This window comes from Rhizobacter sp. SG703 (assembly GCF_012275445.1).
Taxonomy (GTDB): Bacteria; Pseudomonadota; Gammaproteobacteria; order Burkholderiales; family Burkholderiaceae_C; genus Rhizobacter.
Genome location: NZ_JAAZQK010000004.1, coordinates 148224 through 171405, shown reverse-complemented (window position 1 = coordinate 171405; position 23182 = coordinate 148224). Strand labels below are relative to the sequence as shown.

The following is a 23182-nucleotide window of genomic DNA, read 5'->3' as shown; positions in this document are numbered from 1 at the left end:
GTCAGATTATAAAATTCGAAGTCGGCTCAGGTGTCTGTCGAATCGCAAACCCTTGCGAGCCAACCGCCGGCTGACGACTCGACACATCTTTCGGCTTATCGGCAATTCCCGGACCAGCTTTTGAGAGACCACCGATGGGACCCCTGGACGCGTTGTGGCATCTGTTGAATTTCCTGGGGCCCGCCTTCGGCGTCACCGCGCTGGCGTCGGCGCTGACCAAGTTGCTGTGGCGGCGTGAACTGGCCACTGTCCGCTGGGCCCGGCTGTGGCTGTGGTCGGCCGGCGTCGCCAGCGTCGTGACCATCGTCGGCCTCGCCTGGCTGGGCCGCGACGGCAAGATGGCCACCTACGGCGCGATGGTGGTCGGCTGCGCGCTCACCTTGTGGTGGGCCGGTTTCGGCCCCGGCAGGCGCTAGGCCAGCGCCTCCAGCTCCCGCGTCACCACCTCCGCCCGCAGCGAATGCGGGTAGGCCTGCGTGATGGTCACGTCGATCATCTGCCCGACCAGCCGTGCCGGCCCGGCGAAGTTGACGATGCGGTTGCATTCGGTGCGGCCCATCAGCTCGCTCGCGTCCTTGCGCGACGGTCCTTCGACCAGGATGCGCTGCACCGTGCCGACGCGCGACTGCCCGATGCGCCGCTGGTTGTCCTCGATCGCCGCCTGCAGGTGCTGCAGCCGCGCCAGCTTGGTCTCGTGCGGCGTGCCGTCGGCCAGCGCCGCGGCCGGCGTGCCGGGGCGAGGGCTGTAGATGAAGCTGAAGCTCGAGTCGAAGCCGACGTCGTCGATCAGCTTCATCATCTTCGTGAAATCGTCCTCGGTCTCGCCAGGGAAGCCGACGATGAAATCGCTCGACAGGCTGATGTCCGGCCGCACCGCACGCAGCTTGCGGATCGTGCTCTTGTACTCGAGCACCGTGTAGCCGCGCTTCATCGCCATCAGGATGCGGTCGCTGCCGTGCTGCACCGGCAGGTGCAGGTGGTTGACGAGCTGCGGCACGCGGCCATACACCTCGACCAGCCGGTTCGTGAACTCGTTCGGATGGCTGGTGGTGTAGCGGATGCGCTGGATGCCCGGGATCGCGGCGACGTACTCGATCAGCAGCGCGAAGTCGGCGATCTCGGCGGTGTCGCCCATCGCGCCGCGGTAGGCGTTGACGTTCTGGCCGAGCAGCGTCACTTCCTTGACGCCCTGGTCGGCCAGGCCGGCCACCTCGACCAGCACGTCGTCGAACGGCCGCGAGACCTCTTCGCCGCGGGTGTACGGCACGACGCAGTAGCTGCAGTACTTCGAGCAGCCTTCCATGATCGACACGAAGGCGGTCGCGCCGTCGACCCGCGCCGGCGGCAGGTGGTCGAACTTCTCGATCTCGGGGAAGCTGATGTCGACCTGCTGCCGCTGCTGCCGCTGGCGCTGCTTCAGCAGCTCGGGCAGGCGGTGCAGCGTCTGCGGACCGAACACCACGTCGACGTACGGCGCGCGCTCGATGATGGCCGCGCCTTCCTGGCTGGCCACGCAGCCGCCGACGCCGATCATCACGCCCTTGGCCTTCAGATGCTTGACGCGGCCGAGGTCGCTGAACACCTTCTCCTGCGCCTTCTCGCGCACCGAGCAGGTGTTGAACAGGATCAGGTCGGCCTGCTCCGGGTCCTGCGTCGGTTCGTAGCCTTCGGCCGCGTGCATGACGTCGGACATCTTGTCCGAGTCGTACTCGTTCATCTGGCAGCCGAAGGTCTTGATGTAGACCTTCTTGGTGCGTTCTTCCATCACGACCTCGTCACGGCTTGGTCCAGACCTGGGCGGCCTGGTCGAAGCTCCAGGCCTGGGTCTGCTCGACCGTGGTCGGCCACGGCACGACCTTGATCTCTTCGTCGCGCAGGATCCATACGTCCTTGATCAGGCCGGTGAATTCGGTCGTGTAGTGAACGACCAGCTTGCTGCCGACCAGCGGGCCGGTCAGCACCAGCAGGTTGTTCTGGCCGCGGATGCGAACGCCCGGCGCGAGCTGTGCCGGCTTGCCGTTCAGCGTGACCTGCGGCGGGTTGTCGAAGGCGATCACGCCACGCAATGCGTTCTGCGGGAACGGGCGCTGTGCCTGGGCCGGGGCCTGGGGCTGGGACTGGACCTGGGCGGAAGCGGGGAGGGCGGCGCAGGCGAAGGCGAGGGCTGCGGTGGCAGCGATCACACAGCGGTACATGGTGTTGATCCAGTGGCTGTCGGTCAGACGGAAGGTCGATTCTAGGTCAGCCCTCCGTCCAGAGACCGGCAGGCCCCACACTCGGGCCCCATGATCGAACCCCTGCTGCTGACCACCGCCCGCGTCTCCACCTTCGACGGCACCCAGCCGCTGACCGGTGCGAGCGGCTTCTTCTTCGAGCGCGACCGGCGGCTCTTCCTCGTCACCAGCCGCCATGTGCTGGTCGATGCGCCGAGCAAGCACTACCCGAGCCGCATCGAGATCGAGCTGCACACCGACGCCGTCAACCTGACCCGCTCGATCGGGCTGTCGATGCTGCTGTACCGCGACGGCAAGAGCGTGTGGCGCCAGGGGCGCGATGCCGGTGGCGAGATCGACGTCGCGGTGCTCGAGGTCGAGCGCGCCGCGCTGCCGTCCGGCGTCGCGATGGTGCCGTTCACGCCTGACCACCTGCAGCATTCGCTCGACGAGGTGGAGGTCGGCAGCTCGCTGCTGGTGGTCGGCTTCCCGCTCGGCTTCCACGACGTGCTGCACCACCTGCCGGTGGTGCGGCAGGCGGCGATCGCGTCGTCGTTCGGGCTGCGCTTCCAGGGCCAGGGCTACTTCCTGACCGATGCGCGCACCCACCGCGGCACCAGCGGCGCGCCGGTGGTGATGCGGCACCCGCAGGGCGGCGCGCTGCCGTGGAAGCTGCTCGGGATCCACTCGTCGCGCCTGGACATGGGCGGGCGCGACCTCGAACACGACGAGTCGCTCGGCCTGAACTGCGCCTGGTACGCCGACATCCTGATGACGCTGACCGACGACGACGCGGACATCGCTCCGGCGGCGTGACCCGTCTCGCTCGGCAAATCTCCTTGAAATCGTCACAGGTATGTCGGATCGGGGTGGTACTGTCGGAGGGTTCGCCGTTCAAAGTCGTTCACGAAAGGCCTCATGAGCATGACCCGTTCCGCGCCTCGCCGACCCTCGACCGAAGCGCCCGCTCGCCCCCCCGCAACCTCCGTGACCCCCGCGGCACTCAAACGACAGGCGCTGCGCAACGCGTTGCTCGGCACGGTGGAACTGCTGCAGCACCGGCAGGCCGAACAGATCAATGCGAAGCTGATCGACGAGTACGTGGCGCTCGACTGGTTCGAGTGGCGCGGCGGCGCGTTGCAGATCACGCTCACCGGCCAGAACATCTGCAAGCAGATCCGCAGCGGCCTGGTCTGAAAGCCTGCTGCCAGCGCCTCGCTCGCATAGCCCAGCAGGGCTTTGCGCGCAGGCCGCGCACCGCCGCGGGGTACGATGCGGCCGGTAGGCATGCATAAGACCGTCTTTCAGCAAGTCCTCATCCCTGTTCCCGGGCGCCTGCCCGGGGATGCCGGCTGACTCCCATCGTTGATTTTCTTGGCGTCTCTGCACTGCGCAGCATGTGCTGCGCATGACTCGAAAGGAATCGACATGACGACGACTCAAACGCAAACCGGCACCGTGAAGTGGTTCGACGAAGGCAAGGGCTTCGGCTTCATCACGCCGGACGGCGGCGGCAAGGACCTGTTCGCCCACTTCAGCCAGATCCAGGGCGGCGGCTTCAAGAGCCTGGCCGAAAGCCAGCGCGTGCAGTTCGAAGTGACGCAAGGCCAGAAGGGCCCGCAAGCGTCGAACATCGTTCCGGCCTGACCGGCACAGCGGCCCCGGGGTTTCCCGGGTCCTCAAGAAAACCGCGGCCTCGGTCGCGGTTTTTTCATTGGAGGTCTCGCACATGAAGAACCTGCAGGAAGCCACCGAACGCATCTGCGACCTGAAGGGCTCGCTGGTTGCGATGGACGCGCTGATGGCGGCGCTGATCCGCGTGCTGCCGGCCGAGCAGCGCGCCGCGTTGCGCACCGCCTTCGACGGCAACGCCGAGGTCGCGCGCACGGTGATGTTGCATGCGTCGATCTCCGAGCTGTCGATCGCCGCGTTCGAACGCGACGTGGAACGCACCGCCGCGCTGATCGGGTCGTAGCGGGTCCGGCGGCGCCTGACACGCCGCGGCAGTCCTGAACCAGGGCGGTCAGCGATGTGACGGATTTCGCACCGGATGACCTGCCGCGTCAGGTCCGCTGCCGGGCGCGGCGCCGACCAGGTCCCTGGTCCGCAACTTGCCATCTGGAACCTGTCGCCGCCCCGTGCGGCCCCGCGAAAGGCATCCGATGTCAGCACCCGAGTCGTCGACCGCAGAAGTGGCCAAGCTGCTGCACCGCCTGTGGCTGCGCGTGAGCCGCGGGGACGGCGGCCATGGCGACGACCTTCAGGACACCGTGGTCGACCCGGACCGCGACTTCGGCTTCGCCGACACCGAGGTCGAAGACCGCTTCCGCTTCAAGCCGTCCTACGACCTGAACTGACGCCAGCCGATCGGGATCAGGACCATCCCGCGTCGACGACGAAGCTCTGCGCAGTGCACATCTTCGAATCGTCGGCGGCAAGGAACAGCGCCATCGTCGCGATGTCTTCCGACTGAAGCCGCCCCGGCAGGCACTGGTTGGCATCGAGGTCCTTCTCGGACTCCGGCGTCACCCACAGCCGCAGCTGCTTGTCCGTCATCACCCAGCCCGGCACCAGTGCATTGACGCGGATGTTGCGCTTGCCCAGGTCTTTGGCGAGCGAGCGCGTCAGCCCGTGGATCGCGGCCTTGGTCGTCGCGTACGCCGGGTAGCCGGCGCCCTTGATCATCCAGCTGATCGAGCCGAGGTTGATGATCGATCCGCCGCCCAGCCCGACCATGTCGTCGACCACCGCCTGTGCCGCGAAGAATTGGTGGCGCAGGTTGACGTTCATGCACTGGTCCCAGAACTCCGGCGTCACCGCCTCGACCTGGTGGCGCTGGTCGTTGGCCGCGTTGTTCAGCAGCGCACCGATCGGGCCGAATGCACTGCGCGTCTGCGCGATGGCCGCCTGCAGCGCCGCGATGTCGGTCACGTCGCACGGGATGAACAGCGGCGTCGGTGCGCCGTGCGGGTTCGGCCGGGCGGCGATGCCGGCCAGCAGCGCATCGGCCGCCTCGCGGTTGCGACCGACGAAGCCGACCTTCGCGCCCTGCGCATGGAAGTGCTCGACGAACGCGGTGCCGATGCCGGTGGTGCCGCCGCTGATGAAGACGGTGCGCCCTTCGAGGCTCGGGTAGTGGGCGAAGCGGGGGGAGGTCATCGACAGCTTCCTTCGGGTTCAGCCGACCAGCCCGCGCGCGCGGGCCAGCCGGTGCAGGCCGCGCGCGGTCAGCGCCTCGGCATGGGCGATCGCCTGCAGGCCGCGCGCCGCCAGCGCGCGCTCGTAGCGGCGGGTCAGCGCGGCGCTGCCGATCAGGTGGACCGTGCCGTTCGCCGGCGCCAGCCCGTTCAGCTCGTGGCCGACCAGCAAGCCGGACAGGTACGACGGCGCCGCCGCGCCGCTCAGCTCGCCGAACAGCCCGAGCGTGCGAACGCTGAAGAGCTGGTTCGGCAGCCCGCCGCTGCCGCGGCTGGCGTCGAGCCCGCGTGCGAACGCCGCTTCGTCGTCGCCGGCGTCCTTGTCCATCAGCGCGCCGAGCAGGCCGTGCTGCGTCATCAGCGCGTAGAGCTCGCCGGTCATCGCGGTGTGGATGCGGGCGATGCGCCCTTGCTCGACGGTGATCCATTTGCTGTGCGTGCCCGGCAGGCACAGCGTGTGCGGGCCCGGGCCGGCCAGGTCATCGAGCAGGCCCAGCACCTGGGTCTCTTCGCCGCGCATCACCTCGGGTGCGCCTTGCGCGGGCCGGTCGCTCATGCCCGGGGCGATGAAGAGCTCGCGGCCCGGCAATGCCGGCGCCTCGAAGGCCAGCATGCCGGCGGCGATCGCGTCGGCACCGGCCGGGCAGGCGACGTACGGCACCTCGCGCCAGCCGTTGCGGCTGCCGATCATGCCGGCCATCACGATGTGGCGGTCGGTCCAGCCGTCGATCTGCTCGGCCAGCACCGCCTCGAAGCGGCCCTGGCAAGCCAGCAGCGCGGCCGAGCTGCTGCGTTGCGCGAGCACCTGGCCGGCGGCGTCGAGTCGGTAGGCGCGCAGGCTGCTCGTGCCCCAGTCGATGGCGATCATCTTGTCCGTGTCTCCGTGCTGCGGGTCGCTCCAGCGGCGCCCGCGTGTGTTCTTCTTCAGCCGCGAGCGGCCTGCCATGCGGCGACGAATGCACGCGCCATCTCGCCGGTGCGCGACACGTCCTGTCCCGGCTTGTAGAGGTCGCTGCCGAGCCCGGCGCCGATGCAGCCGGCCGCCAGGTACTCGCCCAGGTTGGCCGGCGTGACGCCGCCCACCGCGAAGAGCGGCACGCCGGCCGGCAGCACCGCCTTCAGCGCCTTCACGTGGCCGGTGCCGTAGGTGGTGGCCGGGAACAGCTTCAGCGCCTGCGCGCCGGCATCGAGCGCGTCGAAGGCCTCGCTGGCGGTCGCGAAGCCGGCGGCCACCTGCAGACCACGCCGCACGGCGTATTCGATCAGCGACGGCCGGGTGTTCGGCGTGACGACCAGCTTGGCGCCGACGTCCACCAGCGCATCGACATCGGCCGGCTTCAGCACCGTGCCGCCGCCGACCAGCGCGCGGCTGCCGAAGCGCTGCACGATGGAGTCGACGCTCTTCTGCCATTGCGGCGAGTTCAGCGGGACTTCGATCGCATCGAAGCCGGCGTCGATCAAGGCCTGCGCATGGGGCAGGGCTTCGTCGGGACGGATGCCGCGCAGGATCGCGATCAGCGGCAGGGAGGTCGGCCAGGTCATGGGGCGACAGCGTAGCGACGGCGCCCGCCGGGCACAAATGAAATTTTGGGCCCTCGCCATAGCAAAACCGGCGAGGGTCAGCGCGGCAGCTCCCGCGCCCGCTGCAGCAGCAGCTCGCGTTCGCGTTCGTTGCGCGTCATCTCGGCGGCATGCTCGAAGGCCTCGCGCGCCTCGGCATGACGGCCCAATCGCGCCAGCAGGTCGGCGCGCACGCTCGGCAGCCAGTGGTAGTTCGCGAGCGCCGGCTCTGCTTCGAGCTCGTCGACCAGTTCCAGCCCAGCCGCCGGCCCGAACGCCATGCCGACCGCCACCGCGCGGTTCAGCGCGACGACCGGCGACGGCGCCACCTGCTCGAGCGCGTCGTACAGCGCGACGATCTGCACCCAGTCGGTCTCGTCGGCGCTGCGCGCCCGCGCATGGCAGGCCGCCAGCGCCGCCTGCAGCGCATACGGCCCGCGCGCGCCGCCCAGCGCCTCCGACTGCGCGAGCGCCGCGAGGCCGCGGCCGATCATCTGCGCATCCCAGCGACTGCGGTCCTGCTCCATCAGCAGCACCGCACGGCCCTGCGCATCGGTGCGTGCCGGCGTGCGCGAGGCCTGGATCTCCATCAGCGCGAGCAGGCCGTGCACCTCGCTCTCGGCGGGCACCAGGCCGGCCAGCACGCGGCCGAGCCGCAGCGCCTCGTCGCACATCGCCGGGCGCATCCAGTCGTCGCCGGCGGTGGCCGAATAGCCTTCGTTGAAGACCAGGTAGATCACCTCCAGCACCGACGCGAGACGCGCCGCGCGCTCGGCGGCCTGCGGCACCTCGAACGGCACGCGGGCCGCGCTCAGCGTGCGCTTGGCGCGCACGATGCGCTGCGCGATGGTCGGCTCGGGGACCAGGAAGGCGCGCGCGATCTCGTCGGTGCTGAGCCCGCCCAGCAGCCGCAGCGTCAGCGCGACCCGCGCATCGGTCGACAGCACAGGGTGGCAGGCGGTGAAGATCAGCCGCAGCAGGTCGTCGCCGATGTCGTCCTCGCGCGCCGCATCGAGCCCGTCGACGAAGTCCGGCACCACGTGGGCCTGCATCGCATCCAGCTCGTGGCCGAGTTCCTCGTGCTTGCGGGCATGCAGCGCATCCTGCCGCAGCCGGTCGAGCGCGCGGTGCTTCGCGGTGGTCATCAGCCAGGCCGCCGGGTTGTCGGGCAGCACGCCGTCGCCCCAGTGCTCCAGCGCGGCGAGCAGCGCGTCCTGCGCGAGCTCCTCGGCCAGCCCGACGTCGCGCACGATGCGCGCGACGTGGGCGATGACCTTCGCGGATTCCGCCCGCCAGACGGCTTCGATCGCACGGTGTGTCTCGGTGGATGCCATCCAGGTCCTCAGGTCGCTTTCTCGGTCACGGCCTTCTCGGCCAGGGTCTTCAGGTTCGCGAGCCCGGCCTCGAAGTCGGTGCCGACCATGCGGTCGACGTTGATGAAGACATGCATGACCTTGGCGAGGTACGGCACCGGGCCGTGCATTGCCCAGGTCACGCGGGTGCCGTCCTGCTCGGGCTGCAGCGTGAACTCGGCCTGGTTGTGGGCTTCGAACGGCTTCACGAAATCGAGCGCCATCGTCACCTTCGAGGCCGGCACGGTCTCGAGGATCGCGAGGCTGCCGGTGCCGACCTCGTGGCTCTCCCAGCCGTAGCGCGCGCCGGCGCCGACGGTGGTCTGGCCGTAGCTGCCCTTCAACGCCGGGTCCTTGCGCTCGTACGGGTTCCAGGTGTTGAAGCTGTGCAGGTCGTTGATCATCGCGTGCAGCCGCTCCGGCGACGCGTGGATGCGCAGGCTGCGCTCGACGCGGAAGGTATCGGGCTTCGTGGCCGCGTAGACCAGCAGCACCGCGAGTGCGGCGGCGATGACGAGCAGGGTGGACTTCAGCATGATCGGCTCCTTGGTGTGACGGGCGGAGCGAATGGTCCGCGCCTGTTCACACGACGGGCGATCGCGTGCCGGATCGACATCGCGGCAAGCGGCTCAGGGATAACCCGCAACCTGCGCTGCCGCCCGCGTCACGCGAAGCAAGGGCCGAGTTCGCGGACTTCGATCGTGCACCACTCGGCGGCCGGGCAGTCGGCCGCGATGGCCACCGCTTCGTCGCGCGTCTTCACGTCGAGCAGGAAGAAGCCGCCGATCATTTCCTTGGCCTCTGCGAACGGGCCGTCGACCAGCCGCTTCTCGCCGGCGCGCTTCTGCACGCGCACCGCGCGGTCCTGTGCGAGCAGCGATTCGGCGCTCTTCAGCACGCCGCGGGTCTTCAGTTTCTCGGCGTAGCCCAGCATGCTGTCGTAGGCGGCCTGGCCTTCGGCAAGCGTGCGCTGGCCGCGCTGTTCGACGGGTTCGACGATGAGCATCACGTAGGACATGGAATCTCCGATCTCGAGAGGGCGTTCACGGGGGGCATTGTGAAGCGGGCGATTGTGAAGCGACAGTGCGAACGTGGGGATATGGCAGCACCATCGCGAAACTGGCGAGGCACAGCAGCAGCATCGCCAGCGCGAGCGGCAGCGCCGACGGGCCGGACATGAACGGCGCGACGCCCTGCGTGCCGAGCGCACCGGCCGCCAGGATGGCCAGCATCAGCAGCGCCGACGCGCGGCCCATCTGCACCGGCGGCAAGGCCAGCGCCTCGCTGAAGGCCGCGGGGCCGCGCACCGCGAGCACCGCGCAGAAGGCACACCAGAACACGGCGACGCCGACGAACCCCGGCCGGCCGAGCCAGGCCAGCAGCACGAAGGCGCCGCACAGCGCCACATGCGCCACGCAGCCGAACTGCACCGCGCGCGCCGGGCCGAAGCGCCGGCTGATGCGCCCGGACTGGCTGGCGACCGCCATGAAGCACAGCACGCTCATCAGCTGCAGCGCGGCGAAGCTGCCGGCACCCAACCCGAAGGCATGCACCATCAGCTGCGGCGCGCTCGCGACGAAGCTCAGCAGCGCGCCGAAGCACAGCGCATGGCACAGCGCAAGGCGCAGGTACTTGCGGTTGCCGAGGATCGCAAGGTAACCCGCGGCGGCCGTGCGGTCCAGCCCCGGCAGCTCGCGCGGCGTGACCCGCACGACGAAGGGCAGCGCGAGCAGCGTGACGCCGCCGAGGATCCAGAAGGTCGAGCGCCAGTCCATCGCCAGCAGCAGCGCGCTGCCGAGCAGCGGCCCGGCGGCCGGCACCGCCGATTCGATCATCGCGATCGACGCGATGCCTTTCACCGCATGCTCGTCAGGCAGCGTCGCCCGCACGACGCTCGGCGCGACCACCGTCGCCGCGCCGGCCGCCGCGCCCTGCAACGCGCGCATCGCGAGCAGCCAGCCGATGTCGGGGGCGAGCGCGCAGCCGAAGGCGCTGAGCACCAGCAGCGAGACGCCGATCAGCACGCAGCGGCGCGGGCCGAGCCGCGTCATCGCCTCGCCCCACACCAGCTGCGACGCGGCCAGCCCGGCCAGGAACACCGCGATCGTCGCCTGCGCCAGCGTCACGTCGATGCCGAGCGAGGCCTGCAGCGTCGGCACGGCCGGCAGGAACAGGTCCATCGCCAGCATGCTGGTGGCGGTGACGATGGACAGCGGCAGGACGGTGCGGATGGTGGACGGCATCGCGGGACGGCAGGCAGGGGCGACGACTGTAGCAACCGGCAGCTGCTATCGTCACGCGCCTCCCTCTCGCGGAACACAAGGACCACCATGTCGAGCTACATCGAAGGCGCACTGACCCAGGACGAACGCGTGCTGCACTACGCCCATGTGAGCCTCTGGTCGCTGTGGGTGCCGCTGCTGGTCGGGCTGGTGCTGCTGCCGGCCTTCGGCATCGGGCTGATCGCGTGGGGCTACGCCTACGTGATGTACAAGACCACCGAGCTCGCGGTGACGAACAAGCGGGTCATCGTCAAGCAGGGCTTCATCTCGCGGCAGACGATCGAGATCAACATCAGCAAGGTCGAGTCGATCCAGGTCGACCAGACGGTGATGGGCCGCCTGCTCGACTTCGGCTCGCTGCTGATCTCCGGCGCCGGCTCGCCGCAGGCGCCGCTGAGGGGCATCTCGAAGCCGCTGGCCTTCCGGCGCGCGTTCATGGAGGCGCAGGACGGCGCCTCTCACCGTTGAAGGGAGTGTCGCGATGCCCCGGTTCGCCGCCAACCTGAGCCTGATGTACACCGAGCACGATTTCCTCGACCGCTTCGGCGCCGCGGCGCGCGACGGTTTCGACGCGGTCGAGTGCCTGTTCCCGTACGACGTGCCGGCGGCCGAACTGAAGGCGCGGCTGCAGGACCACGGGCTGCGCCAGGTGCTGTTCAACGCACCGCCGGGCGATGCCGCGCAAGGCGAGCGCGGCCTGGCGTGCCTGCCCGGCCGCGAGGCGGCGTTCCGCGAAGGCATCGAGCGGGCGCTCGCGCTGGCCGCCGAGATCGGCTGCCCGCGCCTGCACGTGATGGCGGGCATCGCCGCGCCCGAGGTCGACCACGCGTGGCTGCGCGAGTGCTACCTCGCCAACCTCGACTGGGCCGCCGGCCATGCGGCACCGGCCGGCATCGAGCTGACGATCGAGCCGATCAACACCCGCGACATTCCGGGCTACTTCCTGAACCGGCAGTCGCAGGCGCATGCCGCCGTCGTCGAGCTCGGGCGGCCCAACCTGAAGGTGCAGATGGATCTCTACCACTGCCAGATCGTCGAGGGCGATGTCGAGACGAAGCTGCGCCACTACTTGCCGAGCGGCCGCGTCGGTCACCTGCAGGTGGCCGGCGTGCCGCTGCGGCACGAGCCTGACCTCGGCGAGCTGAACTGCGCCCACCTGTTCGACGTGATCGACGAACTCGGCTGGGACGGCCACATCGGCTGCGAATACCGGCCGCGCGCCGGCACCACGGCCGGGCTCGGCTGGTGGCGTCAGCGCCCGGCCTGAACCTTCGAGGCGACCACGGCCTCGACCTGCGCGATCAGGTTCGACACGCCGGCCGCGACATGGCCCGACGGCACGTGGGCCGCGGCGTTCTCGATGTGGCCGGTCTGGTCGTCGAAGAAGAAGTCGGGCTCGAATTCGCGCAGGAACTCGCCCTTCGGCAACCCGCCGAGGAACATCGCCTCGTCGACCTCGATGTGCCAGTCCATCAGCGTGCGGATCGCGCGCTCGTGGGCCGGCGCGCTGCGCGCGGTGACCAGCGCGGTGCGCACCCGCATTGCCGGCGAGGCTTGGCGCTGCAGCAGCTGCAGCGCGTCGAGCAGCGGCTTGAACGGTCCGGCCGGCAGCGGCTTCAGCGCCTTGTCGCGCTCGTGCGCCTGGAAGGCATCGAGCCCGCCGCTCTGGAACACCTGCTCGGCCTCGTCGGAGAACAGCACCGCATCGCCGTCGAACGCGATGCGCACCTCGTGCGGGTGGGCGTCGGACGCGCGGGCTGAATGCGGGTAGACGCGCGCGGCCGGCACGCCGGCCTGGAGCGCCGAGCGCACGTCGGCCTCGTTCGTCGACAGGAACAGGTGGGCATTCAGAGGCCGCAGGTAGCGCCACGGCGATTCGCCGCGGGTGAACACGCCGCGCTGGATCGGCAGCCCGTAGTGCTGGGCCGAGCGGAACACCCGCATGCCGGACACCGGGTCGTTGCGCGACAGGATCACCACCTCGACCGACGCTTGCGGCGACGCCGCGTTGAACGCCAGCAGCTTGTTGACCAGCGAGAACGCGACGCCGGGCTTGGCCGGTTCGGCAACGCGCTGCAGCTGCAGCTGCATGTAGGCGCGGTCGTCCTTGGCTTCGAAGAGCTGGTTCTCTTCCTCGAAATCGAACAGGGCGCGCGAAGAAATGGCCACGACGAGCTGGCCGGCGAGGGTGGCGGGCATCGCCGGATGATACGGGCCAGGCGGGGGCCGAGCGCCGGCCGCCCCAAGCCGGCCCGCATCCCCCCGGGGGATCGCCGACGTACCGTCGGCGAGGGGCCAGTTGAAACAAACGAAACAATGCGGGGCGTTGTGGAAACGGCGGTGATACCCACGGCTTCGACACTGCCGGCATACCAACACGCACAAACGCCCGGAGTCCCCCCATGACCGCGACCCTCGTCACCACCACGCTGCAACGCCTGTTCTCCCGCCGGGCCGCCACACCGGTGCGTCGTCCGTCGCGGATCGCGGTGCAGCGCGCCCGTTTCGCGCAGACGCACCGGCTGGATTTCGCCGACACCAAGCCGCAGGTGTTCCGCAGCGAGGCCTTCGGCGAGGACATCGCCCACCTGCACCTGAGCCTGTGAGCCGCGCGATGAACACGACGCCGACCGCCACCGAATGGATCACCGCGGTGCTGAGCGGCGCGAACCGCGCCGGCATCGCGCCACCGGACCGATATGATCCGCCGCGACCCCCCCGCGACAACCCGCAACGAGGCATCTTCCCCATGGCGTCCGGCGCGCAAGCGGCCATCCCTGTCGTGCTCGTCGTCGACGACGAGCCGGAGATCCGCTCGCTGCTGAGCGAATACTTCGGCCGCCACGGCCTGGTCGTGCGCACCGCGCAGGACGCCGCGCAGGCGCGCGAGATGCTGGCCGAATCGCTGCCCGACCTGGCCATCCTCGACGTCAACATGCCCGGCGAGAACGGCCTGTCGCTGGCCCGCTGGATGCGCGAGCGCCACCCGCACCTGGGGCTGGTGATGCTGACGACCGCCGGCGAATCGGTCGACCGCATCGTCGGCCTGGAGCTCGGCGCCGACGACTACGTGCCCAAGCCGTTCGAGATGCGCGAGTTGCTGGCCCGCATCCGCGCGGTGCTGCGCCGCGTGACGCTGGCCCGGCTGGCGCCGCAGGTCGCGGCCGCCGCGTCGCAGCCGACGCAGAGCAAGCGGGTGCGCTTCGGCACCTGCGAGCTCGACCTCGACCAGCGCCGGCTGTTCGCGCTCGACGGCCACGAGGTCGAGATCAGCGCCGCCGAGTTCGACCTGCTGTCGCTGTTCGCGCGCAACCCGAACCGGCCGCTGAACCGCGACCAGATCATGGAGCAGGCGCACAACCGCGGCTGGGACGTGTTCGACCGCTCGATCGACCTGCGCGTGATGCGGCTGCGCCGCAAGATCGAATCCAACCCCGACAAGCCGGAAGTGCTGAAGACCGTTCGCAACGTGGGCTACGTGTTCGTGCCCCACGTTGCGGATGCATGAGCCCGCCGGGCCGCCCCAAGGGCGAATACCGGAGTGCGCAGCACGAAGGTAGTCCAGTGAGCCCGCCGGGCCGCCCCAAGGGCGAATACCGGAGTGCGCAGCACGAAGGTCTTCCAGTCTCCGGACTGCAGCGCGAACTCAGCTGGACCGGATCGCTGCGTTGGGGCGAGCGCCCCGACGACGCGGACGGCGCGACGCTGGACCCGGCGCTGATGAGCTCGCTGCTCGACCACATCACCGCGCGCGTCGCGGTGATCGACCGTGAGCACCGCTACCGCTACGCGAACGGCGAGGCGGCCGGGTTCTTCGGGCTGACGCCGAAGCAGATCGCCGGCCGGCACCTGGCCGACGTGATCGGCCGTGCGTCGTACGAAGGCTACCTGCCGTGGGCCGAGCGGCTGTTCGGCGGCGAATCGCTGCGCTGGCAGGGCTGGGTCGAATACCCGGTGCGCGGGCGGCGCTTCATCCAGGAGACGATGGTGCCGTACGGGCCGGCCGGCGAGCCGGTGCAGGCGATCGTCGTGTTCGGGCGCGACCACACCGAGCTGAAGCTGCACGAAGAGGCACTGGCCCGCCAGGTCGAGCAGCTGCGCACCAGCGAGGCGCTGAAGTCGGCCATCGTCGACCATGCGCTGGCGGCGCTGATCTCGACCGACGGGCAGGGCCGCATCGTCGAGTTCAACCCGTCGGCCGAAGCGATGTTCGGCCGCAGCCGGGCCGAGGTGCTGGGCCGGCGCGTCAGCGAGGTCGTGATGCCCGAGCGCTACCGCGCCGCGCACGATGCCGGCATGGCGCGGCTGGAAGGCGGCGGCGCCCCGCGCGTGCTGGGCCGGCGCATGGAGTTGTTCGCGCTGCGCGCCGACGGCCGCGAGTTCCCGATCGAGATGGTGCTGTGGCGCAGCGATGTCGGCGGCACCGCGTTCTACACCGCGTCGATGGTCGACGTGACCGAGCGGCACGGCGCGGCCGAGCAGATCGAACGCCAGCGCGAGGCGCTGCGCCAGAGCGAGAAGCTGACCGCGATGGGCAGCCTGCTGGCCGGCGTGGCGCACGAGCTGAACAACCCGCTCGCGATCGTGATGGGCCGCGCCAGCCTGCTGGAAGAGAAGTGCGACGACGACGCGCTGAAGGCCGACGTGCTGCGAATCCGCGAGGCGGCCGAGCGCTGCGGGCGCATCGTGCGCACCTTCCTCGACATGGCGCGCAGCAAGCCGCCGCAGCGCGGCACCATCGACATCAACGACCTGGTGCGGGCCGCGGTGGAGATGCTGCACTACGGCTACCGCACGCACGGCATCGAGCTGGAGACCGAACTGGAGCCGGCGCTGCCGGCCATCAACGCCGACGGCGACCAGATCGGCCAGGTGGTGCTGAACCTGCTGATCAACGCGCAGCAGGCGCTGGCCGGCCGCGATGCGCGCCGGCGGGTGAAGGTGCAGACCGGTGTCGAGGCGCGCCGCGACAACCGGGCGCAGCGGGTGTGGCTGCGCGTCGCCGACAGCGGGCCGGGCGTGTCGCCGGACCTCGCGGCGCGCATCTTCGAGCCGTTCTTCACGACCAAGGCCGACGGCATGGGCACCGGGCTCGGGCTGGCGGTGTCGCGCTCGTTGGCGCGCGAGCATGGCGGCGACCTGATCCTCGAAGCGGCCGGGGCCGACGGCGGCGCAAGCTTCCGGCTCAGCGTGCCGGTCAGCGGTGTCGCCGACGAGGCGGTGGCCGCGCCGCGCGCCGAACCGGCCGAGGCCCCGGCGCGGGCGCGGCTGCTGGTGGTCGACGACGAGGCCGAGCTGCTCGGCCTGATGCGCGAGATGCTGGAGGGCGCCGGCTACGACGTGGCGACCGCCGAATCGGGGGCGGTCGCGCTGGAGATGCTGGAGACGGCGCGCTTCGACGCGATCGTGTCCGACCTGCGCATGCCCGACATCGACGGCGCGGCGCTGTGGCGCGAGGTCAGCCGGCGCCGCCCGCGGCTCGCGCGGCACATGCTGTTCGTGACCGGCGACACCTTGTCGCCCGATGCGCGCGAGTTCCTGAAGGAGGCGCGCTGCACCGGGCTGGACAAGCCGTTCTCGAAGGCGGACCTGCTGGCGCGCGTGGCGGCGCTGCTGGCGGGCGACGGGGACACCCGCCAGGTCGAATCGGTGCGTCACGCCAGCTTGCGTCCTTCGTCTTGATGACGAATCGCCAGCCGAGCCGTTGACGCGGCCCGCGACACTGGCTAACGTGCACGGCCGCGGTCGCCGCATCGATTGATGCGCCCGAGCCCGGACGATTCGGATGAGCATGGAAGTCCAGACAATCTGATCGCAGCGGGTGTCGTGGAAGCCAACCTCTCCTCGGGATGGGCCGCGCACGTCAAGTGGTGTTGCCGGATCAATGCCGACGGCATACGCCACCGGTCTGAGCTTCGATGACTCGCTTGCTGGAGGCGGAAGGCCGGCTGGCACAGGAGCAACTGGGCAATGGCCGCGGTGACTCGTGGTGGCAATAACCCATACACCGCAAAAAGCAGGCCCTGCCGCGCCAGCCATCTGAATCGCGCATGGCGCCATCTCGTGACGGCATGCCAGCCTGCAAATTTCCTGCACAAAGCGTCCCCAGGCTCAGCGTTGAATCCCTGTCAAAGGAGGAGACGATGACGCAAACCCAGGCACTGAAATCTTCGACGGCACCTGCCGGCAGACGATGGCCTCGATGGAGGATGAACTGGACCGGCTTCGTGCTGTGTGTCCTCTACCTGTACCTGTGCGTGATCTGCATCGGGATGGCCGGTGGCCTCGGTGCGGCAACGACCGCGTGGCAGCGCACCTGGCTGTGGTATCCGCTGGCGCCGCAGACGTGGCTGCTCGACCATGTCGGGCTCGGCTGGGTGATGGATTGCACCAGCTGGCGCGATGCCTACCTTCGGGTGGGCGGTGTCACGCTGCCGGCGCTGTTCGCGTTGGGCGTCGGGGCCGAGCGGCTGGTCCGGCATGTCCGAAGGCAACGTGGGCGCAGCCCTTGCGCGATCGGCCGGTGAACCGAGTTTGCGCTGTCTTCGCGCAAGCTACGGCATCGCAGTCTGGACGCCGGCCCCTTCGTGCGCCGCCTCCATCATCGTGCGTGACACCACGCCGTACATTGCCGCCCAGGCGTCGTGCACCTCGGCGGTGAAGGCGTCGCCGAGTCCGTCGCGCAGCGTCTTGATCAGCGCGGCGCCGACCGTCGCGTAGTGCGCCGGCTGCACGCCATAGCCGACGTGGCGGCGGCCGAGCAGGCGCAGCGCGGCATGCAGCGTGTACGGATCGTCGAGCACGCGGATCGCCGCGGCCAGCATCGTCATCAGTCGCTCGCCCTGGTGGCGGATGTCGGTGCGGAACAGCGCGCGCAGGCCGGGGTCGGCATCGAACAGGTTGTCGTAGAACTGCTGCGCGGTGTCGGCCGCGTGCGGCTGCACCAGGTTGAAGCTGTGGCGGATCAGGTGGATCTCGTGCGGGGTCATGGGTCGATTCCTTGCAATGTCCCGCAAGGATGGCGACCGATTGATTCGAGGCCGTTTCGACGCCGGTCCCCTCCTGTTTCGTTGGTTGCCGCGCGCCCTCAGCCGCTGCGCCAGCGCAGCGTCACCGACAGGCCCTGCAACCCCTGCCCGTCCTTCAGGCCCTGCGCGAGTTCGATGCGCGCACCGAGCTGCCGTGCCGCCGCCTGCACGATCGCGAGGCCCAGGCCCGAGCCCGACGCGTTCGATGCCGCGGCGGCGCCGCGCCAGAAGCGCTCGAACACGTGCGCGCGGTCGGCTGGCGCGATGCCGGGACCGTCGTCGCTGACCTCGAGCACGTGCTCGCCGCTGCGATCTGCCGGGGCGGTCAGGTTCACCTCGACGCGCCCCTGCGGCCGGCCGTAGCGGATCGCATTGCCGACCAGGTTGTGCAGCACCGATTCCAGGGCGTGCTCGACGCTCCTCATCGGCAGGCTGTCCGGCCCGGCATAGCTCAGCTCGATGTCGCGCGCCTGCGCGTCGTCGGCATGCAGCGCGAGGCAGTCGCGCACGATGTCAGCCACGTCGATCTCGCTGCGCCGGTGCTCCACGTCCGACTCCAGCCGGGCCAGGGCCAGCAGCTGGTTGACGAGCCGCATCGCGCGCGCAAGGCCACGCTCCAGCCGCTGCGCGGCCAGCGCGCAGGCCGCAGGATCGCGGCTGCGCTTCAAGGTGTCGCACTGCGCCGCGATCACCGCGAGCGGCGTGCGCAGCTCGTGCGCCGCGTCGGCCAGGAAGGCGCGCTCGCGCTGCAGCAGCGCCTGCAGGCGGGCCAGCGTCTCGTTGAGCTCGCGCACCACCGGCCGCAGCTCGCGGTAGGGCTGGTTCTCGTCGAGCGGGCGCAGGTCGCCCGGCGAACGGGCCGCCAGGTCCTGCGACAGGCGCAGCAGCGGACGCAATCCGGTGCGCACCGCCAGCCACACCGGCAGCAGCAGCAGCGGGAACCCGACCAGCAATTGCGCCAGCGTCACCGGGCTCGACAGGCCGAACCGCAGCATCTCGGTGCGTGCCGTCGCCGACTGGATCACGTCGATGCGCCGCGTGCGGTCCGCCGCCCAGCGCCGGTACACGTGCAGCAGCTTCGGTCGCTCGCCGACCTGGAAGAAGCCCTCGCGCCCGTCGTCGGCCAGTGCGGGCAGCGGGCTGCCGCCGGCGAGCAGCAGGCGCCCGCTCGCGTCGTGGACGTGGAAGGCCTCGAAGCCGCCCTCCGCCCCCACGCGCGCGCCGTCGGCCACGATCTTCAGCGCGAGGCCGCGCAGCACGGCCTCCGCCGGCCGGGTCCGGTCCTCCAGCGCCTGCGTCGCCACGTCGCCCACGCTCTCCATCTCCTTGTCGAAATCGCCCGAGCCGACCGCCGACAGGCTGAAGTCCGAGATCACGACCATCACGCCCCAGGTCAGCACATAGGCCAGCAGCAGCGCCACCATCAGTCGCCGTGTGACGGAGCGCTCCAGCAGTCGTCGCAGCATGGTCGTCATTCCACCAGGCTGTAGCCGACGCCGCGCACGGTGCGGATGCAGCCGTCGCCGAGCTTGCGGCGCAGGTTGTGGATGTGCCATTCGAGCGCACCGAACTCCATCGGCTCGTTCAACGGCGTGATGGCGCGCGCCAGCCGGTGCTTGGAGACCACCTCGCCGGCATGCCGCGCCAGCTCGGCGACGATCTGGAACTCCTTCGGCGACAGCGCGGTCAGCACGCCGTCCAGCCGCACCTCGCGGCGCAGGCTGTCGATCTGCAGCGCACCGACCGTCCACACCGCCGACGCATGCCCGCCGCTGCGCCGCGTGACGGCGCGGATGCGCGAGGCCAGTTCCTGTGGCGCCGCGGGCTTGATCACGTAGTCGTCGGCACCGGCATCCAGGCTGGCCACCCGCGCATCGAGCGCATCGCGGGCGGTCAGCACGATGACCGGCAGCTTCAGCCCGTTGCGTCGCCAGCGCTGCAGCAGCTGCAGGCCTTCGCCGTCGGGCAGGCCCAGGTCGAGCAGCACGCAGGCGAACGGCAGCGCATCGTCGGCCCCGGGCTGGGGCGTGGTCAGCGTCTGCGCATGCTTCACGCTGCGCACCCATTCGCTGGTCAGCCCGTGGCCGGCCAGCGCGCGCTGCAGTTCGGCGCCCAGTTCGAGGTCGTCTTCGACGAGGAGGAGGTGCATGGTGGTGCGGATCCGGGGAGGTCGGCGCCGAGTCTAGTGGGCCGGCCCTGGGCGTTCCCTAAGCTGGCTGCTGCCACAGTGCGGGCCTCTCCATCGCCGGCCCCATGGGCCCCGTCTCGCATGCCGACCCCGTCGATCGCTCATCCCCTGTTCCGCCCGGCCCTGCTGGCCGCCACCCTCCTCGCGACGACGCTGCCGTCGTGCGCCCAGAGCCAGTCGCCGCCGGCACCGCCGACCGGCCTGAGCGGCAGCGTGTCGCTCGGCGTCGCGACGGTGCCCCGCTACGAAGGCAGCCCGAACCGCCGCACGCTGGCTGCGCCCGACCTGACGCTCAGCTACCGCACCGCCGACTGGGGCCATGTCGACCTCGACCACACCGGGCTCGGCTGGACCTTCCTCGAGCAGGATGCACTTCGCGCCGGCCTGCTGCTGACTGCCGACCCCGGCCGCAAGGACCACGACGTGACGGGCCTCGGGTTTGCGCCGGGCGACGACCGGCTGCGCGGCATGGGCGACGTGCGCGCCAGTGCCGAAGCCGGCGTGACGGCGGGCTACGGGCCGCTGGGACTGACCTATCGCAAGTCGCTCGGCCAGCGCGGCCACCGGGGCGCGCAGGTCGACCTCGGCGTGTCGTGGCCGGTGCCGGTGACCGATGCGTTCGCGCTGAACTTCACGGCCGGCGCCAGCTGGGCCGACCAGCGCTACCTGCAGGCCTACTTCGGCGTGACGCCGGAGCAGTCCGCGGCCAGCGGCTATGCGGTCTACACGCCGAAGGCCGGGCTGCACAAGGTCGACCTCGGCGTCGGCGCGGAGTACACGCTGCAGCCCGACCTGAAGCTGCGGGCGTCGGCCGGCGTGTCGGCGCTGGGCGGCGACGCGAAGAACAGCCCGATCGTCGCGAAGAAAACCGGCGCGACCGGCTACGTCGGGCTGGCGTACCTGTTCTGATGCCGCTGCGCGCTATTGCATGAACCCGATCGTCGACTTCCTGCCGCCGGATTCGGGCAGGTCGTCGCAGACGACGTGATCGCGGCACGCCAGCTTGGCATTGCCGAAGGCGGTCATCCAGGCGCGGCGCATCTCGCGCGGCGCCATCTCGCCCATCCGGTCGAGCACCTCGGCGCGGGGCTGCGCCTCGAAACGCTCGCCCCAGGCATGGTCGCGGCGGATGCCGTCGTACAGCCGGGCGGCGATGCGGCGGGCGGCATCGCGGTCGGGCGCCTGCACCTCGTAGACGTTCATGCGGTTCAGGATCGGGTCGGGGATCGCACGGCCGTCGTTCGCGGTCGCGACCCAGATCACCTGGCTGGCGTCGATCGGCACCTCGGCGAACTCGTCGACGAAGCTGCCGGCGGTGTCGTGCTCGAGCAGGCTGTACAGCGCACCGAGCGGGTCGTAGGCGTGTTCGCCGCCGGCCTTGTCGATCTCGTCGACCACCATCACCGGGTTCGCATACTGGCCATCGACCAGCGTCTCGAACACCTTGCCGGGGCGCGCGCCCTTCCACTGGCTGGAGGCGCCGCTGAGCACCCAGCCGGCGGTCATTGAGCTCATCGACATGAAGCCCATGCCGGTGCCGAGCAGCTGCGAGAGTTCGCGCGCGAAATGCGTCTTGCCGACGCCCGGCGGGCCGAGCAGCAGCAGCGGGGTGATCTCGAGCGCGTCGCGGCTGTCTTCGCACAGTGCGAGCTGGCGCTTCACGTCGTCGAGCACCTCGCTGAAATTGGGCAGTTCGTCGTAGAGGTGGTCCATCGCCGGCAGGCCGGACGGTTTCACCTGGAAACGCTCCGGCCCTTTCTCGAGCATGCGCTCATAGGTGGAGCGCAGGTTTTCGTGCTCCTTGTGCGGCAGCTTGTCGAGTTTGCGGCCGACCTCGTCGACCCGGTAGAGGCTGCGCATGCGGGCAATCGGGATGCCGCCTCGCGAGGATGACGACACCGGGACCAACTGCTTGGATGCGCTCATCGAAGACCTCCAGAAGACGCAGACCTTGGCATTCATTGAAGCAAAGGTGTCCGGAAGTCAGCACTCGATGAAAACCCGGAACACCACCCAGTTCTGGTGGAGCCGGCATGCAGGACGCATGCCAGAGCCTGATCAAGCAACACCCGGGGAACCGGCTTTGCCGGGCCCCTTGGGTGGCGCCCCCTCGGGGGCAGGAGCGCAGCGACGTGGGGGCCCTATTTCACCCAGGTGTTCAGCTGGATGATCGGCAGCAGCACCGCCAGCACGATCAGCATCACCGCGGCGCCCATCGCGACGATCAGCAGGGGCTCCAGGATCGTCGCCATCGCCATCGCGCGGCGTTGCACTTCCTGCCCGAGCTGCTTGGCCGCCCGGTCGAGCATCTGCGGCAACTGGCCGGTCTGCTCGCCCAGCCGCGCGAACATCGCCAGGATCCCCGGGAAGCGCTTCTTGGCCGCCAGCGCCGATGCGAACGGCGCGCCTTCGCGCACCTGCACCAGCGCATCCATCGCGTCGGCCCGCATCGCGTGGTTCGACAGCGTCTCGGCCGCAGCCTGCAGCGCCTTCAGGATCGGCACGCCGGCATTCGCCAGCATCGCCATCGTGCCGGCGAAGCGCGCCGCGTTGTAGCCGCGCGAGAGCTTGCCGATCAGCGGCAGCGTCAGCCAGCTCGAATCGAACTGCTCGCGGAACAACGCGTTGCGCAGCATCAGCCGCAGCGTCGTGACGCCGCCGGCGATCGCGATCAGCAGCAGCCAGCCGTAGCTGCGCAGGAAGGCGCTGATCGCGAGCATCGCGACCGTCAGCCCCGGCAGCGCCCGCTTCGAGCTGATGAACACCGACGCCACCTGCGGCACCACGTAGGTCACCAGGAAGACCACGATCACCACCGCGATCAGCGAGACGATCGCCGGGTACAGCGTCGCGCCGATGATCTTCGACTTGAGCTGCTGCCGCTCTTCCAGGTCGTCGGCCAACCGCTCGAGCACGCGGCCCAGCGCGCCGCTCTGCTCGCCGGCGCCGACCACCGCGCGGTACACGTCGTCGAACTCGCGCGGCGCACTGCCCAGCGCACGGGCGAACGGCGAGCCGCCGTTGACCTCGCTGCGCAGGTGGGCGATCAGCTCGCGCTGCTTCGGGTCTTCGGCTTCGTCGCTCAGCGCCGTCAACGCGCGCTCCAGCGGCAGGCCCGATCCGACCAGCCCGGCCAGCTGGCGCGTCCACACCGCGAGCCCGGTCGAGCTGAACACCCGGCGCACGATCTTCAGGCCGGTGGCCTGCGTGCCGGCCGACGCGACCTGCGTCACCTCCAGCGGCACCAGCGCCTGCGCCCGCAATTGCGCGCGCGCGGCCTTCGCGTTGTCGGCCTCCAGCAGACCGCTGTTGGTCTTGCCGGCGGCGTCGATCGCCTCGAACTTGTAGGCGGGCATGTCGGC

The 23182-nt window shown here is 70.1% G+C and carries 28 protein-coding genes; 13 read left to right on the top strand and 15 right to left on the bottom strand.

Annotated features, from left to right (window positions below; genetic code table 11):
* Nucleotides 1-134: 134 nt before the first annotated feature.
* Nucleotides 135-416 carry a hypothetical protein gene (locus FHT26_RS08995; RefSeq protein WP_168559802.1) on the top strand — a complete coding sequence of 94 codons (282 nt, stop codon included), beginning with the start codon at nucleotides 135-137 and terminating at the stop codon, nucleotides 414-416.
* On the opposite strand, the gene miaB is transcribed toward FHT26_RS08995, so the two are convergent.
* Entirely contained in the window at nucleotides 413-1765 is a 1353-nt protein-coding gene (miaB, locus tag FHT26_RS08990; RefSeq protein ID WP_168559801.1) for a tRNA (N6-isopentenyl adenosine(37)-C2)-methylthiotransferase MiaB, read from the bottom strand. The genes FHT26_RS08995 and miaB overlap by 4 nt on opposite strands.
* A gap of 10 nt (nucleotides 1766-1775) precedes the next feature.
* Nucleotides 1776-2195 (bottom strand): hypothetical protein, encoded by a 420-nt coding sequence (locus FHT26_RS08985; protein ID WP_168559800.1) that lies wholly within the window; start codon nucleotides 2193-2195, stop codon nucleotides 1776-1778.
* Between the two features lie 90 nt (nucleotides 2196-2285).
* On the opposite strand from FHT26_RS08985, the gene FHT26_RS08980 reads away from it, so the two are divergent.
* The 5 genes from FHT26_RS08980 (at nucleotide 2286) to FHT26_RS08960 (ending at nucleotide 4570) form a co-directional block, all read left to right on the top strand.
* A complete protein-coding gene (locus FHT26_RS08980) occupies nucleotides 2286-3029 on the top strand; it encodes a S1 family peptidase (RefSeq protein WP_168559799.1) in 744 nt (247 codons plus the stop codon).
* Between the two features lie 171 nt (nucleotides 3030-3200).
* Nucleotides 3201-3410 (top strand): hypothetical protein, encoded by a 210-nt coding sequence (locus FHT26_RS08975; protein ID WP_056817178.1) that lies wholly within the window; start codon nucleotides 3201-3203, stop codon nucleotides 3408-3410.
* A 231-nt stretch (nucleotides 3411-3641) separates the two neighbouring features.
* Nucleotides 3642-3860, top strand: a complete 219-nt coding sequence (locus FHT26_RS08970; protein WP_073462332.1) for a cold-shock protein — start codon at nucleotides 3642-3644, stop codon at nucleotides 3858-3860.
* An 82-nt stretch (nucleotides 3861-3942) separates the two neighbouring features.
* Complete coding sequence (locus FHT26_RS08965) at nucleotides 3943-4188, top strand: hypothetical protein (protein WP_168559798.1); 246 nt, start codon at nucleotides 3943-3945, stop codon at nucleotides 4186-4188.
* 187 nt (nucleotides 4189-4375) lie between these two features.
* The gene (locus FHT26_RS08960) at nucleotides 4376-4570 is read left to right on the top strand and encodes a hypothetical protein (RefSeq protein ID WP_168559797.1); all 195 of its coding nucleotides are present in this window, start codon (nucleotides 4376-4378) and stop codon (nucleotides 4568-4570) included.
* A 16-nt stretch (nucleotides 4571-4586) separates the two neighbouring features.
* Here FHT26_RS08960 and FHT26_RS08955 read toward each other — a convergent pair whose 3' ends face one another.
* The 7 genes from FHT26_RS08955 to FHT26_RS08925 form a co-directional block, all read right to left on the bottom strand.
* Nucleotides 4587-5372: an SDR family NAD(P)-dependent oxidoreductase gene (locus FHT26_RS08955; protein ID WP_168559796.1), complete on the bottom strand. Its 786-nt coding sequence runs from the start codon at nucleotides 5370-5372 to the stop codon at nucleotides 4587-4589.
* Between the two features lie 18 nt (nucleotides 5373-5390).
* Nucleotides 5391-6356 carry a 2-dehydro-3-deoxygalactonokinase gene (locus FHT26_RS08950; RefSeq protein WP_246867807.1) on the bottom strand — a complete coding sequence of 322 codons (966 nt, stop codon included), beginning with the start codon at nucleotides 6354-6356 and terminating at the stop codon, nucleotides 5391-5393.
* Nucleotides 6335-6952 carry a 2-dehydro-3-deoxy-6-phosphogalactonate aldolase gene (locus FHT26_RS08945; protein WP_168559795.1) on the bottom strand — a complete coding sequence of 206 codons (618 nt, stop codon included), beginning with the start codon at nucleotides 6950-6952 and terminating at the stop codon, nucleotides 6335-6337. Before FHT26_RS08945 ends, FHT26_RS08950 begins: the two co-directional genes overlap by 22 nt.
* 77 nt (nucleotides 6953-7029) lie before the next feature.
* Nucleotides 7030-8304: an RNA polymerase sigma factor gene (locus FHT26_RS08940; RefSeq protein ID WP_168559794.1), complete on the bottom strand. Its 1275-nt coding sequence runs from the start codon at nucleotides 8302-8304 to the stop codon at nucleotides 7030-7032.
* Nucleotides 8305-8312: 8 nt separating this feature from the next.
* Nucleotides 8313-8858, bottom strand: a complete 546-nt coding sequence (locus FHT26_RS08935; RefSeq protein WP_168559793.1) for an SRPBCC family protein — start codon at nucleotides 8856-8858, stop codon at nucleotides 8313-8315.
* A gap of 128 nt (nucleotides 8859-8986) precedes the next feature.
* On the bottom strand, nucleotides 8987-9340 hold the full coding sequence (locus tag FHT26_RS08930) for a YciI family protein (protein ID WP_168559792.1): 354 nt from the start codon (nucleotides 9338-9340) through the stop codon (nucleotides 8987-8989).
* 25 nt (nucleotides 9341-9365) lie between these two features.
* Nucleotides 9366-10565, bottom strand: coding sequence for an MFS transporter (locus FHT26_RS08925; RefSeq protein ID WP_168559791.1), 1200 nt, complete (start codon nucleotides 10563-10565; stop codon nucleotides 9366-9368).
* 87 nt (nucleotides 10566-10652) lie between these two features.
* Here FHT26_RS08925 and FHT26_RS08920 point away from each other — a divergent pair, with 87 nt between their 5' ends.
* The gene (locus tag FHT26_RS08920; protein WP_168559790.1) at nucleotides 10653-11072 is read left to right on the top strand and encodes a PH domain-containing protein; all 420 of its coding nucleotides are present in this window, start codon (nucleotides 10653-10655) and stop codon (nucleotides 11070-11072) included.
* A gap of 13 nt (nucleotides 11073-11085) precedes the next feature.
* On the top strand, nucleotides 11086-11871 hold the full coding sequence (gene otnI / locus FHT26_RS08915) for a 2-oxo-tetronate isomerase (protein ID WP_168559789.1): 786 nt from the start codon (nucleotides 11086-11088) through the stop codon (nucleotides 11869-11871).
* On the opposite strand, the gene FHT26_RS08910 is transcribed toward otnI, so the two are convergent.
* The gene (locus FHT26_RS08910) at nucleotides 11856-12803 is read right to left on the bottom strand and encodes a 5'-nucleotidase (protein WP_168559788.1); all 948 of its coding nucleotides are present in this window, start codon (nucleotides 12801-12803) and stop codon (nucleotides 11856-11858) included. The two genes, otnI and FHT26_RS08910, sit on opposite strands and share 16 nt — an antisense overlap.
* 203 nt (nucleotides 12804-13006) lie before the next feature.
* Between FHT26_RS08910 and FHT26_RS08905 the strand changes: the two genes are divergently transcribed.
* From FHT26_RS08905 to FHT26_RS08890, 4 genes are all read left to right on the top strand, one after another.
* Entirely contained in the window at nucleotides 13007-13210 is a 204-nt protein-coding gene (locus FHT26_RS08905) for a hypothetical protein (protein ID WP_168559787.1), read from the top strand.
* A gap of 8 nt (nucleotides 13211-13218) precedes the next feature.
* Nucleotides 13219-14112 (top strand): response regulator, encoded by an 894-nt coding sequence (locus tag FHT26_RS08900; RefSeq protein WP_246867806.1) that lies wholly within the window; start codon nucleotides 13219-13221, stop codon nucleotides 14110-14112.
* A gap of 56 nt (nucleotides 14113-14168) precedes the next feature.
* Complete coding sequence (locus FHT26_RS08895) at nucleotides 14169-16286, top strand: PAS domain S-box protein (RefSeq protein WP_168559786.1); 2118 nt, start codon at nucleotides 14169-14171, stop codon at nucleotides 16284-16286.
* Nucleotides 16287-16813: 527 nt separating this feature from the next.
* Entirely contained in the window at nucleotides 16814-17131 is a 318-nt protein-coding gene (locus FHT26_RS08890) for a hypothetical protein (RefSeq protein ID WP_168559785.1), read from the top strand.
* Between the two features lie 27 nt (nucleotides 17132-17158).
* On the opposite strand, the gene FHT26_RS08885 is transcribed toward FHT26_RS08890, so the two are convergent.
* From FHT26_RS08885 to FHT26_RS08875, 3 genes are all read right to left on the bottom strand, one after another.
* Nucleotides 17159-17593 (bottom strand): globin family protein, encoded by a 435-nt coding sequence (locus FHT26_RS08885; protein ID WP_168559784.1) that lies wholly within the window; start codon nucleotides 17591-17593, stop codon nucleotides 17159-17161.
* Between the two features lie 98 nt (nucleotides 17594-17691).
* The gene (locus FHT26_RS08880; protein ID WP_168559783.1) at nucleotides 17692-19098 is read right to left on the bottom strand and encodes an ATP-binding protein; all 1407 of its coding nucleotides are present in this window, start codon (nucleotides 19096-19098) and stop codon (nucleotides 17692-17694) included.
* A 5-nt stretch (nucleotides 19099-19103) separates the two neighbouring features.
* The gene (locus FHT26_RS08875; RefSeq protein WP_168559782.1) at nucleotides 19104-19781 is read right to left on the bottom strand and encodes a response regulator; all 678 of its coding nucleotides are present in this window, start codon (nucleotides 19779-19781) and stop codon (nucleotides 19104-19106) included.
* 120 nt (nucleotides 19782-19901) lie between these two features.
* On the opposite strand from FHT26_RS08875, the gene FHT26_RS08870 reads away from it, so the two are divergent.
* Nucleotides 19902-20729 (top strand): MipA/OmpV family protein, encoded by an 828-nt coding sequence (locus FHT26_RS08870; protein WP_168559781.1) that lies wholly within the window; start codon nucleotides 19902-19904, stop codon nucleotides 20727-20729.
* Nucleotides 20730-20741: 12 nt separating this feature from the next.
* Here FHT26_RS08870 and FHT26_RS08865 read toward each other — a convergent pair whose 3' ends face one another.
* Complete coding sequence (locus tag FHT26_RS08865) at nucleotides 20742-21746, bottom strand: AAA family ATPase (RefSeq protein ID WP_168559780.1); 1005 nt, start codon at nucleotides 21744-21746, stop codon at nucleotides 20742-20744.
* Between the two features lie 215 nt (nucleotides 21747-21961).
* Nucleotides 21962-23176 (bottom strand): type II secretion system inner membrane protein GspF, encoded by a 1215-nt coding sequence (gspF, locus tag FHT26_RS08860; RefSeq protein ID WP_168559779.1) that lies wholly within the window; start codon nucleotides 23174-23176, stop codon nucleotides 21962-21964.
* Nucleotides 23177-23182: the final 6 nt, after the last annotated feature.